At 64.2% G+C, this 14,716-nt stretch carries 16 protein-coding genes; 7 read left to right on the forward strand and 9 right to left on the reverse strand.

Annotated elements, in window-relative coordinates; genetic code table 11:
- Window positions 1–454: 454 nt before the first annotated feature.
- A complete protein-coding gene (locus AB431_RS02500; RefSeq protein WP_052960159.1) occupies window positions 455–913 on the reverse strand; it encodes a hypothetical protein in 459 nt (152 codons plus the stop codon).
- A 287-nt stretch (window positions 914–1,200) separates the two neighbouring features.
- On the opposite strand from AB431_RS02500, the gene AB431_RS02505 reads away from it, so the two are divergent.
- Window positions 1,201–1,863 (forward strand): L,D-transpeptidase, encoded by a 663-nt coding sequence (locus AB431_RS02505; RefSeq protein WP_047328616.1) that lies wholly within the window; start codon window positions 1,201–1,203, stop codon window positions 1,861–1,863.
- Window positions 1,864–1,951: 88 nt separating this feature from the next.
- On the opposite strand, the gene AB431_RS02510 is transcribed toward AB431_RS02505, so the two are convergent.
- Window positions 1,952–2,434 (reverse strand): nuclear transport factor 2 family protein, encoded by a 483-nt coding sequence (locus AB431_RS02510; protein ID WP_047328617.1) that lies wholly within the window; start codon window positions 2,432–2,434, stop codon window positions 1,952–1,954.
- Window positions 2,435–2,487: 53 nt separating this feature from the next.
- Between AB431_RS02510 and AB431_RS02515 the strand changes: the two genes are divergently transcribed.
- Both AB431_RS02515 and wrbA read left to right on the forward strand, forming a co-directional pair.
- Window positions 2,488–3,315, forward strand: a complete 828-nt coding sequence (locus AB431_RS02515) for a hypothetical protein (RefSeq protein WP_144418172.1) — start codon at window positions 2,488–2,490, stop codon at window positions 3,313–3,315.
- Window positions 3,312–3,914 carry an NAD(P)H:quinone oxidoreductase gene (gene wrbA / locus AB431_RS02520; protein WP_047328618.1) on the forward strand — a complete coding sequence of 201 codons (603 nt, stop codon included), beginning with the start codon at window positions 3,312–3,314 and terminating at the stop codon, window positions 3,912–3,914. Before AB431_RS02515 ends, wrbA begins: the two co-directional genes overlap by 4 nt.
- Here wrbA and AB431_RS30960 read toward each other — a convergent pair.
- On the reverse strand, window positions 3,911–4,054 hold the full coding sequence (locus AB431_RS30960) for a hypothetical protein (protein WP_200902688.1): 144 nt from the start codon (window positions 4,052–4,054) through the stop codon (window positions 3,911–3,913). The two genes, wrbA and AB431_RS30960, sit on opposite strands and share 4 nt — an antisense overlap.
- Window positions 4,055–4,264: 210 nt before the next feature.
- On the reverse strand, window positions 4,265–4,858 hold the full coding sequence (locus tag AB431_RS02525) for a TetR/AcrR family transcriptional regulator (protein ID WP_047328619.1): 594 nt from the start codon (window positions 4,856–4,858) through the stop codon (window positions 4,265–4,267).
- 40 nt (window positions 4,859–4,898) lie between these two features.
- Between AB431_RS02525 and AB431_RS02530 the strand changes: the two genes are divergently transcribed.
- Both AB431_RS02530 and AB431_RS02535 read left to right on the forward strand, forming a co-directional pair.
- On the forward strand, window positions 4,899–6,134 hold the full coding sequence (locus AB431_RS02530) for a hypothetical protein (protein ID WP_047328620.1): 1,236 nt from the start codon (window positions 4,899–4,901) through the stop codon (window positions 6,132–6,134).
- Window positions 6,135–6,137: 3 nt separating this feature from the next.
- Window positions 6,138–7,178: a dihydrodipicolinate reductase gene (locus tag AB431_RS02535; RefSeq protein WP_047328621.1), complete on the forward strand. Its 1,041-nt coding sequence runs from the start codon at window positions 6,138–6,140 to the stop codon at window positions 7,176–7,178.
- On the opposite strand, the gene AB431_RS30300 is transcribed toward AB431_RS02535, so the two are convergent.
- The gene (locus AB431_RS30300) at window positions 7,062–7,964 is read right to left on the reverse strand and encodes a hypothetical protein (protein WP_144418173.1); all 903 of its coding nucleotides are present in this window, start codon (window positions 7,962–7,964) and stop codon (window positions 7,062–7,064) included. The genes AB431_RS02535 and AB431_RS30300 overlap by 117 nt on opposite strands.
- Before the next feature lie 87 nt (window positions 7,965–8,051).
- On the opposite strand from AB431_RS30300, the gene AB431_RS02545 reads away from it, so the two are divergent.
- Window positions 8,052–8,453, forward strand: a complete 402-nt coding sequence (locus AB431_RS02545) for a hypothetical protein (RefSeq protein ID WP_047328622.1) — start codon at window positions 8,052–8,054, stop codon at window positions 8,451–8,453.
- Here AB431_RS02545 and AB431_RS02550 read toward each other — a convergent pair whose 3' ends face one another.
- From AB431_RS02550 to AB431_RS29355, 4 genes are all read right to left on the reverse strand, one after another.
- A complete protein-coding gene (locus AB431_RS02550) occupies window positions 8,454–9,467 on the reverse strand; it encodes an alcohol dehydrogenase catalytic domain-containing protein (protein WP_047328623.1) in 1,014 nt (337 codons plus the stop codon). It lies immediately after the preceding gene.
- A gap of 151 nt (window positions 9,468–9,618) precedes the next feature.
- Complete coding sequence (gene poxB / locus AB431_RS02555; RefSeq protein WP_047328624.1) at window positions 9,619–11,355, reverse strand: ubiquinone-dependent pyruvate dehydrogenase; 1,737 nt, start codon at window positions 11,353–11,355, stop codon at window positions 9,619–9,621.
- A gap of 9 nt (window positions 11,356–11,364) precedes the next feature.
- Complete coding sequence (locus tag AB431_RS02560; protein ID WP_047328625.1) at window positions 11,365–11,622, reverse strand: hypothetical protein; 258 nt, start codon at window positions 11,620–11,622, stop codon at window positions 11,365–11,367.
- Between the two features lie 127 nt (window positions 11,623–11,749).
- Window positions 11,750–13,192 (reverse strand): hypothetical protein, encoded by a 1,443-nt coding sequence (locus AB431_RS29355; protein WP_052960160.1) that lies wholly within the window; start codon window positions 13,190–13,192, stop codon window positions 11,750–11,752.
- 441 nt (window positions 13,193–13,633) lie between these two features.
- On the opposite strand from AB431_RS29355, the gene AB431_RS02570 reads away from it, so the two are divergent.
- Window positions 13,634–14,458: a family 16 glycosylhydrolase gene (locus AB431_RS02570; protein ID WP_047333006.1), complete on the forward strand. Its 825-nt coding sequence runs from the start codon at window positions 13,634–13,636 to the stop codon at window positions 14,456–14,458.
- Window positions 14,459–14,716 lie beyond the last annotated feature (258 nt).

Genomic DNA, 14,716 nt, shown 5'->3' on the forward strand with positions numbered 1-14,716 from the left:
CAATGACTTGCTGCGCTAGCGTTGGCTTGTGACTGCGCGTCCATTACCGCATTAACTATTTGGCTTAACTTGATGGGCGCGGGTGCTTTCGACTGTTGAATCTCATCAATGGCCGCGTTGCCGCGTGCAGCAATTTCACTTAGCTGAGTGCGGAGGTTCTGTGCTGAGCGATGCGTTTGCTCGTATGCCTGCTGATTTATGGCATTTTTTTCGGAGACTGCGCGAGCGCTGGTTTCGCCCGTCTTGAAGGCACCGCGCGCATCATCGGCGGTCATTCCCTCTTGCTCGCCCAGTGGACCGTTCTGAATTGATTGCAATAGGTCTGCATAGCTGTCGAATGAGGTACTAATTGCCCCCCGATTGGCCGCGGCTGTTGTTAGAGTTGTCAGCGACGTGACTCCAGGCCACTGGTGCCCTACAAGCAGTGAAGACCATTCTCCCGGAGGTAGATCACTCATTTGCACGCCTGTTTTATCGCGGCGTCAGCAGAGTCGGCTTGCTTAAAGAAGGGATCAAGTTCCGATTGTGGTGCCTCGCCGAGTTGGTCGATCGCTACGTTCTGGAATGCGCCAGCAGCCGCGCGCACGTGCTCCTGTAGATCACTAGGAGTAGCTGGATACTCTTCGAGAGTTCGCAAGAGAAAGCTGCTGCTTTCGCTTAAGGCCAAACGCACGTTCACAGCGACCGCAACGATCGCTGTCGGATCCTCGCCCCCGTTCTTCCTCCCCGTCGCGTTGATAGCGCGGTCGGCCTTGCCATAGGCGTCACACACAGCCTTCTTCGCGTCAGCAATCTCCTGATCGCTATACGTCTTGGCGGCAGGCGCCTCAGGCTTGGGGATAGGCCGGAACCATGCACCAATGGCAACCGCGACCGCGATCACCGCAATGACGATGGCAATAATCGTCGGCAACCGCGACGGGCCACCCGAAGACGGAGTCCCCTGCCACCCTGCTGGTCCTGCTGGCCCGGGTCCGTACGGCGCTTGTGACATGTCGGAATCGTATCCCCTGCGTTTGCCGGTCCGCTATTCACCAGCAATGGCAATACCCGCTCCCACCAGCCAGTACACGCAGTTCAGGTGCTTCTGGAAGCGATGCCAGATGATCCGAGGGGTCCTCACATCGTTAGCTGGCCCAGACGCAACCGTCACCGAACCTTGACTTGACCCATCAGGAACTTCACAGGGACCATGAACCGATGCGCCAAGTCGTCGTCTCGATCTGTGCTGCCTTCAGCGCGGCACTGCTGGCGCTGTCCTCGGCCCCGCCCAGCCATGCCGAAACCCCGTGGTTCCAAGCCAACGTCGGCAATGCCAGCCAGGTGCTCTCCGTCGTCAGCACCGGCGGATCCACCGCCAAGATGGACGTTTGGCAGCGCGGTGCCAACGGCTGGCAGCCCGTCCTGGTTGGCGTCCCCACCCACGTCGGCGCCAACGGAATGGTTCCGCAGTCCCATGACGGCGAATCGAAAACTCCCATGGGCATCTTCACCCTCGACTTCGCCTTCGGCACTCAGCCCAACCCCGGCGGTGGCCTCGAGTACGTCCAGGTCACCCGCGACCATTGGTGGGACGGCGATATGAAGAGCCCGACCTACAACACCATGCAGGTCTGCAAGAAGGCCGACTGCCCGTTCGACACCAACCCGGCCAGCGGTACCGAGAACCTCTACATTCCGCAGTACGCCCACGCAATCGTGATGGGCGTCAACAAAGCTCGCGTCCCCGGCAACGGCGGCGCCTTCTTCGTCCACACCACCGACGGCGGCCCCACCGCGGGATGCGTTTCGCTCGACGACGACACCCTCGTCAAGATCATGCGCTGGCTGCAGCCCGGCGCGCTGATCGCCGTCGCCAAGTAGCGCTCGTCGAGCGTGCGGGTTGTCGGTGGAATCGTCGTTGATCCTCACCGACAAGCCACACGCTCGGCGGTCGGGCCGCGGAAGAGAGCTAGGGATTTTTGTTGATCGCTTCGCCCGGGGTCGCCTTGAAGTTCAATGCCTCGGTCGACATGGTGATTTCGTAAGTGCGGTCGTATCCGGTCTTGGAAATCTTCCAGCCGTCAGGGGTTTTGCGGTAGCGGTCGCGGTAGAACGCCGCGCCTTCCAATACGAAATTGAATTCCGGAACGATCACCCGATCCTGCAGGTACCAGATTGCTTCGGCCTCGTCACCGTCCACGCTGATCTCCGGATGCGTGACCCGGTGCTCGGTGAGCACCCCGGCCGGCATCGACTTACGCATGAACTCGACCAGATCCTTGCGGTTGGTGAACCGGTGTTCCTCGCCCAGGGAGGAGCCGTAGTCACCGACGATGTCCTCGGTCAGAGTGTCGGCGAAATCGTCCCAATGCTTGGTGTCCAGTGCCCGCAGATAGCGGTACTTGACCTGCTTGATCGCCTCGATTGCTTCCGCATCAGCCATGCCGGTCATTGCAGCACACCGAATCTGTCGACGGGGGCAGTTGTCCCGGTGACAATGTCCCCATGGCTGAATCGGATAAGCCCGACGCCACCGTCCCGCGGACCAAGTTCATCGACGGCTTCCTGCGCTCGCCGTTCTCCGGCATCGCGCCGTGGATCGTCATGGCCATCATGTCGGGGCCGGGCCGCTTCGGGCAGGCCGCAGCCGCTGCGTTCGCGCTCACCCTCATCGTCATGTGGGCGGGCAGCCGACGTGGCATCAAGGTGCATTCGCTCGAAGTCTTCGGCGCGGTGGTCTTCGCTGCGTTCGTCGCACTCGGCATCTTCGGCTCCCCGACACTCGTCACCTGGCTCGAGCTGTGGGCCGGCGAAATCACCAACGGCCTTCTGGCCGCCTACGCGCTAACCACGCTCGCAATCCGCCGGCCCTTCACCATCGCCTACGCCCGCGACACCGTTGACCCCGCACACTGGGACAGCCCGCTGTTCATTCGGGTCAACTACGTCCTGAGCGCCGTGTGGGCGGGGGCCTTCCTGATCAACACGGCCGTCGGGACTCTCGGCGACGCGGTGCTGCACGACGGCGACAACTTCTGGACCGGGTGGATTGTTCAGCTCGCCGTGACTCTGATCGCCGTTGCGATCACCGAGTTCTACCCCGACTACGCACGCGCCAAATTCCTGGCATCCACCGGCGAATCCGAAGACACACCACCATCATTCGGGAAACTTCTCGACTGGCTACCCGGTTTCGTGATCGGCATCGGCATCGCCGGCTGGGTCAGCGATTCGTTCTCGGCGGGCGTGGGCATCGCGTTGATCGTCGTCGGCATCGTCGCGGGTGCCGTCGTGCGAAAACTGTTCCCCGACGAGAAAGAAGAGACGACATGACAAAGCTCGCGGTCATCTACTACTCGGCCACCGGCCACGGCACCGCGATGGCCAGCAGAGTCGTTGCGGCCGCTGAATCAGCGGGTGCCGAGGTGCGTCTTCGGCACATCGCCGAGACCCGCGACCCGGCATCCTTCGCTCAGAACCCGGCGTGGACGGCCAACTACGAAACGACGAAGGACAAACCTGCTGCGTCCGGCGACGATATCGTCTGGGCCGACGCAGTCATTTTCGGGACTCCCACCCGATTCGGTTCTCCCGCAGCGCAATTCCGCACGTTCATCGACTCGTTGGGCGGTTTGTGGGCGCAGGGCAAGCTCGCTGACAAGGTCTACGCGGCGTTCACGTCCTCACAAACCGCCCACGGTGGGCAAGAGACCACCCTGCTCGCCCTGTACATCACGCTGATGCACTTCGGTGGCATCCTCGTGCCGCCGGGTTACACCGATCCGGTGAAGTTCGGCGACGGCAACCCCTACGGAGTCAGTCACATCACCGGTCCGGAGAACAAGAACGAGATCAACGAGGCAACAGAGGCCGCACTCGACCATCTTGCCCGTCGCGTGGTCAGTGTCGCTGGGCGCCTGCAGGGAAGTTAGTCGAGCCCGGCCTCGTAGCGCTGAGCGATGGCCACGAGCTCCTCGCGAACCGTCGACTGGGGCAACGCGTTGATCCGGGCATACAGACGGCGTCGCCGCATGGACCGCTTCATATCGTCGCGAAACTGGGCGATGGACATACTTTTTCAACTCCTCGATGACCCCCGGGTCTGCGGGGGTGTTTGCTACTGACGTTCGCTATGCAGGGATCGCCTACATTTGGGGAACGCTTTGATGGTCCTTGTTAATTTCACGTAAATCAACTTTGACCATATGAGATTGGCAACAGTGGGCGTGGGACGGTGTGGCGCCGCGCACGATGGTCGCCCAGGTGTGACGGAGTTCGCTGTTCAGCCCTGCAGATACCGCGTGACCATGTCGACCAGGAGCCGACGTTCCCGCTCCCACTCCAGGTGCGAGTCGACGATCATCTCGACCAGCACCATGCCGCGCAGCGACGACCAGATCACTTCGGCCACTCCCGGATCATCGGAGATCAGTCGCCCCAGTTGATTGATCGCGGTGTTGATCTCCATCAGGTGTCGTTTGGCGGCATCGCCATGGGTGCCGCGGGTGGCCCGCAGAATCTCGAACGCCGCCAACGACGTCGGGCTGCTGTAGCAGCGGAACGCCGTCTCGACGACGACCTCGATCCGCTCCCGCAAGCCGAGGTCCGCGACGTCGGCCTCACCGAGGCTCTTCAGTAACCCGGCCACGCCTTCGTCGACCACTGCCATGAGCAGACCGTTGCGGTCGCCGAAGTGGTACTGGATCACGCCCCAGGTGACCCCTGCGCGCTCCGCGACATGCTTGGCCGTCGCAGCCTGAAATCCCTCTTCAACCACGCAGCGGACGGTCTCGTCGATGATCAGCGCGCGGGTGTCGTTTCCGCGCTTGCGCGGCGCATGGGTCTGCCGCGTGGGAGGAGTGCCCAGCGATTTCACATTGTTGACTTTATAACATTGAGCCAACTATGTTTCGCGTATGAGCCAGCCCCTCAGCCGTTATGCCCAGTTGTCCCGGGCCGAACTTGCCACCCTGGTGCCCGAGCTTCTGTTGATCGGCCAGCTGATCGACCGTTCCGGGATGGCCTGGTGCATTCAGTCGTTCGGCCGGCCCGAGATGCTGCAGATCGCCATCGAGGAGTGGGCCGGCGCCAGCCCGATCTACACCAGGCGCATGCAGAAGGCCCTGAAGTACGAGGGCACCGACATCTTCACCATCTTCAAGGGGCTCCAGCTCGACATCGGTGCCCCGCCGCAGTTCATGGACTTCCGCTACACCGTTCACGACCGCTGGCACGGCGAATTCCACCTCGACCACTGCGGAGCCCTGCTCGACGTCGAGCCGATGGGCCCCGAATACGTCAAGGGCATGTGCCACGACATCGAGGACCCCACCTTCGACGCCACCGCCGTCGCCACCAACGCCAAAGCGCAGGTGCGTCCCATCCACCGGCCGCCGCGCACCCCCGCCGACCGCCATCCGCACTGCGCGTGGACCGTCATCATCGACGAGTCGTATCCGGAGGTATCCGGCATCCCGGCACTGGACATCGTGGCCAAGACCAAAGCCGCCAACTGGGAGCTTGCCCCCATCGATCCGAATGATGAAGGCCAAGCGGACTATTCGGGAGCGCTGCTATCCGACGTCGACTTCGGCGCATTTTCGCATTCCGCGCTGGTGCGCATCGCCGACGAGGTGGTGCTGCAGATGCACCTGCTGAACCTCTCGTTCGGCATCGCCGTGCGCGCCCGCGCCAGTGACAACATCGACCTGGCCACCGACATCTGCACCAAACAACTCACCGGCATCGCCGGCGTTGCGGCGGAGCGGATTCAGCGAGCCCTCAAGCTGCCCAACGACTTTGACGGCCTGGCCAAGGTCCTCGAACTGCACCCGTTGTTCAACCCGGCCGGCTATGTCGTTGCCGAGGTGGAGGGTGGCCGGCTGCACGTGCATCCGTCGCCGTCGCACGACGACCGGTCGTGGATCTCGTTGTGCTCCCCGGCGTCCTCGGCGCCGCTGCAGGCCATCGCCACCGCTGTAGATCCATACATTGCGGTCCGTATCTCCGGCACCGACACCGAGTGGACCGCCGAGTTCGAGAAGACCGAGACCGCCACGAAGGATTCGCCGGAGGTTGAGGTCACCAAGTTCAGCAAGGGCGTCACCTTCGAGTTCGAAGAGCGGCGATCGCTTCCCCTGACGGTGGTGTAGCGGGTGGCCTACCGCGTGGTGCAATGGGGCACCGGAGCGGTGGGGGTCGAAGCCATCCGCGGCATCCTGGACCATCCGGACCTGGAACTGGTTGGCGTCAAAGTCTATTCAGAGGCGAAGGCCGGGAACGACGCCGGTGTGCTGGCCGGGCGGGATCCGATCGGCGTCCCGGCGGCGCTCGACGTCGACACCGCTGACGTCGACGCGGTCGTGTACGCGCCGCGCCATCCGTCGGTCGACGACGCCGTCGCGATCCTGGCCTCCGGCGCCAATCTGGTCACCACCGCCTTCGCGTTCCACCCCGCGCGGATGGCGGCGGCCGATCGCAACCGGCTTCAGCGGGCCTGCGCGCAGGGCAACAGCTCGCTGCACGGCACCGGGCTGAACCCCGGCAACCTCGGTGTGGTCGTGCCGTTGGCCCTGACCGGGATGTCGCGGACGATCGAGCATGTCAAGGTGCAGGAGCGCGCCGACTGGTCGGTCTACGACAGCACCGAAATCACGTTCGACCAAATGCACTTCGGCAGCCCGCCCGACGAGGTCGATGCTCAGACCGAAGGTCTGCGGTTCACCAGTCAGCTTTTCCAGGAACAAGTTTGGCTTCTCGGCGATGCGCTGGGCCTGAGCGTCGACGAGGTCATCACCGAGCTGGAAGTGATTCCCGCCAGCGCTGATCGCGCCGTGTGTGGCCGAACCCTGCGCGCCGGCACCGTCGCCGGTCAGCACTGGCAGTGGACGGGCCGACGCGACGGCATCCCGGTCGTTGAGGTCGAAACCCTGTGGACGGTAGGCGAACCGCAACCGAAGCATTGGCCGACGCCGCAGCACGGGTGGACCGTCACCATCGAAGGAACCCCGTCGATGCAGGCACATCTGATGACGCTGGCCAGCTTTCGCCGCGACGTATCGCTAGACGAGCATGTTCGGTCAGCCAGCGTGGCGACTGCGATGCAGGCTGTGAACGCCGTTGGTGCTGTGTGCGACGCTGCTGCGGGCTTCGTCACGATGGCGGACCTGCCGTTGAGTCTTTACCGCGGACGCTGAGACCGGTTGTCCTGCAGCGGCTCTGATATTGGTGACGGCGGTATTCACCGCTGTGGACACCTGGCCGTGTACCACGTTGAGCACCGAGCGGGCCTGGGTGATCCCAGCAGCGAGTGCGGTGCGCACGTTGCCGGTGCTCGCAAGCGTCGTCGCCGCGGCGTTGGCGGTCTGAACGATGCCTAGCAGCAGCGTCTCGCCGGCTTGGAAGGCCACCGCGGAGGCCACATTGATGCCCTCGACAATGGTCACCTGCAGAAGACCATGTGCCCCGGTCGGAACCGTCGGCTGTCCAGGCGGTTGGTTCAGCGCCTCGAGGATCTTGTCGCGCGCCGCACCGGGCGTCGTCTGGCCAGACAGCACATCCATCGTCTGCACGACAGCGACCTCCAGGGTGTCCTGTGCCTTGGGTAAAACAAGACTGAGGTCGTTGCCGATGATCTTCTCCACGGCGGTATCGGCCGGCATCGTCACCGCTGCGGCCGCCGCGCCGAGCGCCCCGGCGAAATTACCGGTCTGCAAGAGGCTTTGGACGAACACGGCCGGAGCCTCGGCAACACCGAGCGGAACTGTCACCGCGCCCTGCGCGATGAACGGGCAGATCAGGCTGCAGAACGTCAACTGATTGCGCAGGAACGCCAGGGGTATAGCCCCGATCGGGGCGGCGGTCAGTTCGATGTCGGGCACGGCGACGTTGGCGATACGGACTTCGACCGGCGGCGCCAGCGGGGCGATCGAGATCGCGACCATTGCGGTGGCCGCGGTGCTGCTGAGGAGACGGGTTCGCACGGACGCAGACATAGTCGGGACACGGTTTCGCCGTCCGCGAAGTTCACCTGGTCGACGGGACGGCGATCTGCGCGCACACTGGCAACCATGGAGAACAACGGACCGTTCGGGTTCGATCCCGACGACATCGACCGCGTGGTCAGGGAGGCCGGCGAGGGCCTTCGCGACGCTTTCGGGCGATTCCTGAACAGCTCGGGGCAGGGTGCCGCGTTCGGCGGCCTGTTCGAGGAGTTCACCCGCCAGTCACGGCCCCGGTCGCAGCCGGAGACCGCGGGGGAGGCCGGCGACGGGGTGTGGGCGATCTACATCACCGACGCCGATGGCAAGGCGCACGTCGAGCAGGTGTACCGAAACGAGCTCGACGCCTTGCGTGCCAACAAACACAACACCGACCCCACTCGCAACGTCCGGTTCCTGCCTTACGGCATCGACGTCAGCGTCCTGGATGCGTCCGAGAATGCAGACGGTGCCGAGGACCAGCCCGAGTAGTTACATCGTCAGGACCATGCGGTAGCGCGCACGGCCCTCGTCCATCGCTGCGTAGGCCTCGGCGGCCTCGGCCAGCGGACGCTCTTCGATGCGGGCCCGCACGCCGGATTGCAGCGCGAAATGCAGAGTGTCCTCGACGTCGGCGGATGTACCCGACGGATGCCCGACCACGCTGAAGTTGCCGAAGATCAGATCGCCGGGCGTGATCGGCAACGGGTCGAAGGTCGCGCCGACGATCACGAGCTCGCCCTGCGGCGCCAGACCTGGGACCGTGGCCGCCATGGCAGCCGAGTTGGCTGCCGTGGCCAGTACCACCTGGGCGCCTCCGAGTGCCTGCAGCGCCTCCCCGACGTCGCTCGCCGTGGAGTCGATGTAGTGGTGGGCGCCGAGTTCTTTGGCGTCGTCGGCCTTGCCTGCGCCGCGCGCGATCGCGATGGTCTCGAACCCCATGGCACGCGCCCACTGCACACCCAGATGTCCGAGTCCGCCAATGCCGAGGACGGCCACTCGATCCCCGGCCACTGCGCGCGTGGTACGCAGCGCGTTATAGGTCGTCACCCCTGCACAACCCATCGGAGCGGCTTCTGCGAACGACAGGCCCTCGGGGATTCGTGCGAGCGCCGTGCGTGGCACGATGACCGACTCGGCGTAGCCGCCCGGATAGTTCCAGCTCGGCACCTCGAGGTTCACGCACTGCATGAACTGGCTCTTGCGGCAGGGCAGGCACCTGTTGCAGTTTCCGCCGAACCAGCCCACCGCCACCCGGTCGCCTACTGCGAAACCCTCTACACCCGAACCTAATTCGGCAATCGTCCCGGCAATCTCGTGGCCGGGAGTGATCGGCCACGACAGATTCGGGAAGGAGCCGGTGACGAAGGCGTGGTCGGTGCCGCACACCCCGCACGCGTTGACCGCGATGCGCACATGGTCCGGCGGCGGCGAGGTGGTCTCCACCTCCGTCAGCTCCAGCGGGGCATTGGCTGATTTCACGTGAACGGCGCGGTGGGTGGCCATGGTTACCTCGATTCGAAGCAGAGTCTGGGTTCATTAAACTCAACCCAGCGTAAGGGTGGTTATTCCGATTCTGCCTCGCGGGTCCCGGTTTGAGAATGGTTGCTCTGGCGATTGATGTGGCTCCCGGTGGGGTGCCGGCCGAGTGGGCAACTCAGTCGAGGATGCGCCGAGCGACGTTGGTGCTCACCAGGTCCAGCAGTTCGTCAGCGCGGCCGGCCAGGATGGTACGAATCGCGTAGAGAGTGAAGCCTTTGGCCTGCTCGGCGGAAATCGCTGGCGGGATGGACATTTCCTGCCGGGCCACCACCACATCGACCAATGCCGGGCCGTCATGGGCCAGCGCGTCGGCGACGGCCTGTTCGAGATCGGCAGGGTATTCGACGCGTCGCCCGAACAACCCGATCGCCTGCGCGACGGCGCCGAAGTCCGGGTTCTTCAGTTCGGTGCCGAAGTTGACCACCCCCGCCGCCTTCATCTCGAGCTCGACGAAATTCAGCGACGAGTTGTTGAAGACGATGACCTTCACCGGCAGGTTGTTCTGCACCAGGGTGAGCAGTTCGCCGAACAGCATGGCCAGTCCGCCGTCACCGGCCAGCGCGATCACCTGTCGTCCCGGGTGAGCGGTCTGCGCGCCGATCGCGTGCGGCAACGCGCACGCCATCGACCCGTGAGTGAAGGATCCGGTGAGCCGCCGCTTGCCGTTCATCGTCAGGTACCGCGCGGCCCAAATGGTCGGTGAACCGACGTCGAAGGTGAAAACGGTGTCATCATGGGCGAACCGATTCACAACTCCGGCAACGTATTCCGGACGGATCGGGGTGCGGTCACGGTCATTGACGGCCAGCGAGTCCAAAGATTTGCGGGTGCGACGGTAGTGGTTGAGCGAGCGGTCCAGGTGAGTGCGATCGGCCTTCTGTGACAACATCGGAAGCAGCGCATCAATGGTGTCCTTCACCGAGCCGACCAGGCCGAGGTCGACCGGTGTGCGTCGGCCGAGATGGCTACCGCGAATGTCGACCTGGATGATGCGGGCGTCGTCGGGATAGAACTGCGAGTACGGGAAGTCGGTGCCCAGCATCAGCAGCACGTCGGCTTCCTTGATGGCCTTATAGCCGGAGGCGAAACCGAGCAGCCCCGTCATCCCGACGTCGTATGGGTTGTCGTATTCGATGTGTTCCTTGCCGCGAAACGCATGCACGATGGGCGAATTCAGCGTTTCGGCAAGCCGGATCAGTTCGCCGTGGGCGCCGGCGGTTCCCGCGCCGCCGAGGATGGTCACTCGCGTTCCTTCGTCGAGGATGTCCGCGGCGCGGCGTAGCGACTCGTCGTCGGGCCGCAGCACTGATCGGGTCGGCAGCACGGGTTTGGTGTTCCATTCGCGGTCCGGGAGCTTGGCCAGGAAAACCTCTCCCGGGATCACCAGGACCGCGACACCGTTTTCCTCGATGGCGGTGCGCATGGCGATCTCGATCAAGCGCGGGGCCATCTCCGGGGTGCTGACCAACTCGCAGTAGACGCTGCACTCGCGGAACAACTCCTGCGGGTGCGTCTCCTGGAAGTAACCGGTGCCCACTTCGTTGAGCGGGATGTGCGCGGCGATCGCCAACACCGGTACGCGAGTGCGTTGCGCATCGTAGAGGCCGTTGATCAGATGCAGGTTGCCCGGGCCGCAGCTGCCGGCGCACACTGCCAGGCGGCCGGTCAGCGCCGCCTCGGCTGTCGCGGCGAAGGCGGCCGTCTCCTCGTGTCGGACGTGCTCCCAGGTCATCCCCTCGGAGCGTCGGATTGAATCGGTGAAGCCGTTGAGGCTGTCGCCGGGTAGCCCGTAGACACGGTTGATGCCACTGGCGGTCAGCGCCGCGATGAGGTGCTGGGCGACGGTCGGCACAGCGGGAGTCTAGACCTCAGCAGCGATGGTGACGGGCCCATGAGCGGGCCGGGAGTTCTCTTCCTCAGTCCGGTGCCGGTCGATGGCGAAGCACAGCAGGCTGGCCAGGAACGCGACGATGGTGATCCCCGCTGCCAGTGCTGAAGGGCCCGAGCCACTGGGTGACAACGTGCTCAGGAACAGCGCGAACGCCACGATTGCCGACAAATTCAGCATCAGGCCCAGCGTGCGGAGAACCTCGCCCGAAGCGTTATCCCCGTTGTTCATTGTTGCTCCCAGTGGTCGAGTTGTGCTGGCTTAATTTCCCCGCCAGACGCCCGGTCGAAACCAGGTTTTTCAACCACTGGTTATCTCGCCGCTCTGTCGAGTCGCAGAGCGGCCTCAGCGCACCGGCTCAGACGGTTGTCAGCCCCGACTGGCCGGGCACGTGTAGGTAGCCGTTCGGATCGACCTCATCCCAGACCGCGGCATAGATCTGCACCTTCAGCGCCTGCGCCGCCTCTTCGACGTTGAGCAGGTCTGCCAGCTCGTCGTAGCCGTAGTACAGGATCGACAACGCGGTGGTGGCCAGGAGCACGTTGTTGATCGCCGCCTGCGCGACGTCCCGGTGGCCGATGGCGGCCTGATAAAGCGCCGGTAGCAGCTGGGCGATCGGCACCGCGGCGCTCAGGCCGGGCACCATCTGGGTAATCCGCCAGCTGGCCTCGTAAAGCTCACGCACGACCGGCCGGACCTCGGCGGGAAACACTGCCATCAAACCCTTTTCGGTGTTGTACACCGCGGCAGGCATGCCGTAGGGCTGCGGGTCGTCGACCGGGAACGGGTTCGGCACGTCGGGCAGGTTCAGGTCGGGGATCGTGACGTCATTGGCCGACGGGGTTACAGCTGCTGCGAGCTGGGCGGCCACCGGCTCCTGAACCTCGTCGTAGGGCGGCGGCGTCGTCGTCGACAACGGCAACCCGGACTCACCGCGGTTGTGCAGCAATGCAAACGGATCGAGGATGTTCCACGCCGTCGCGATGGCCCAGGTCTGCAACTGCAGGGCGGGCTCTTCCAGATTGAGGACGTCGGCGATCTCGTTGTAGCCGTAATACAGCACCGCCACCGGGTGGATCGTGGCAATGAGATTGTTGACCACCCGCTGGGCGGCGGCCTTGTCGCCCTGGAACGCGTCGGGCAGATCGGTGATGATGTTCGTCACCGGGACGATGATGTTGACCCACGGGATCATCTGAGTCAGGCGATAGCCGAGCTCAAAGCCCTCGCGCGCAACGGGTTTGACGAGGTCCGGGAAGACGTTCATGAACGACTCTTCGAGAGTCCAGATCGCGCCCGGCATGTCCTGTGGCCGCGGCTCAGGCGGCAACCACCGGAACGGGTTGGGGCTGTAAGGGACCGTCGCGTTCGCGGTGACGCCGGCCGTGGGCGTCGTCGCGGCCGATGTGGTGCCGGTGATGTCGGCGGCTGCGGCCGGTTTCCGTGCGCTGCGGCCCTTGAACAGGCCCTCCAGCTTCTCGACTTGCGCCGCCTCGAAATCGGCGGCGGTCGTGGTGGTGGTGGTGGTGCTCGTGAGGGTCGACGCGACGGACTTGGAGTCGGAAGCCGCTGCGCTGCTGACCTTGTCGGCGGGCTTCGATGCCGGTTTGGTGCGCTTGGCGGCGCCGGCCGTGGACTTCTTCGGCCCGGCGTCGGGCTTGGCCGATTCCGAGGCGCTCGACGAATCCGGTTTGCCGGAATCAGCGCTTGCTACGCCCTGGCCTGCCGCGGCAATAGCCGCGCCTACCCCGACCGCAACCGCGACCCCGCCAACATACCCAACGTATTTGTGTGACCCCATTTGCTGACCCTTCGTTAGCTCTAGGGCATCGTAGAGGAGGGGGCTGGTCAGGGCCACCCCAAACGGTGAACGGCATGGTTCTGAATGCTTGCCCTTGGCCGACATGCGGGCAGTCCAGCGCCGTTACAGGAACCCGTCATCGGCGATTGACGGAAATAGAATTCGAGGTCACCGCATGTTTGCGCGAGCGCCCGCGCGGCGTTGGTCTTGTCGACGTCAAGCACTGTGAATTAGCGGCGGCGCAAGTAAGTCGTCGGCGTGGCGGAGGCTCATTGTGGTCCGTGCCGGCACGGCACTTACCAGAGTGTCGGCTGACCTTTACTGAGTCGTCTGCGCAGGTCAATGGGCCGTTTACCGACAGTTACGCGAGGTGCAGTAGCAGTGATGGCCCCGGTTGCAGGCCGGGGCAGTATTTCGCTCTATGGTTTAGCAGTGCCAGATATTGATCGTCGAAGCCTGATGCTCATGGCGGGGTTCGGCGCGGTAGCCGCCGCGCTCCCGATGCCGGTGGCGGGAGCCACACCGACCCGCCCGCAAGCACCGCCGCAAAACACCGCCACCCCGACCTATCTGTTCCACGACGAGTTCGACGGACCGGCCGGCTCGGCTCCCGATCCCTCGAAGTGGCACATGGCGCAGGCGCGCGAGCTCATCAAGAACCCCGTGTTCTGGGATCGCCCGGAGAACATGGGCCAGTACCGCGACGATCGTCAGCACGTTTTCCTGGACGGGAACTCCAATCTGGTGATCCGCGCGACGCGCGACAACAACAAGTACGTCAGCGGAAAAGTCATCGGAAACTGGTGGGGCGGAATCGGAACCACCTGGGAAGCCAAGATCAAATTCAACTGCCTGACCGCGGGGTGCTGGCCGGCCTGGTGGCTGATGAACGACCATCCGGAAGTTGGCGGCGAGGTCGACCTGGCCGAGTGGTACGGCAACGGTGAATGGCCCTCGGGGACAACCGTTCACGCGCGTCTGGACGGGACTTCCTTTGCCACGCAACCGACTTCGATAGACGGTAACTGGCATACCTGGCGAGTCACCTGGAGCGACTCCGGAATGTACTTCTGGAAGGACTACGTCGATGGTGCGGAGCCGTACTTCACGGTTCCGGCGAACTCCCTGGACGAGTGGCCGTTCAACTTTCCCGACTACCGGATGTTCCCGGTGTTGAACCTGGCCGTCAGCGGTTCGGGTGGCGGCGATCCGCGACCGGGCACCTACCCGGCGGACATGCTCGTCGACTACGTGCGCGTCTGGTAGGCCGCTGGCGGCAGTGCTGTTATGCCGCAACCGAATTGCGGGCGTCGTTCGTAGTCCTGCTGCCGCGGTGAACACCGCGGCCAGTCAGGACCCAAAACGGCTTCGGCGTTTTGCGAATTCAGCAGAACGAGCCACCTCAGCGCGTTAGCCTTCGCTCAGGTCAGCGTTCCACGGGAGGAACAGGACAATGAGTGCTGCAACATTGGGTCGGTTCGGCGGATTGGCGTTGGCGCTCGGCGTGGGCGCCGTCGCGGCGCA

It is taken from the genome of Mycobacterium sp. EPa45, assembly GCF_001021385.1.
Classification (GTDB): domain Bacteria; phylum Actinomycetota; class Actinomycetes; order Mycobacteriales; family Mycobacteriaceae; genus Mycobacterium.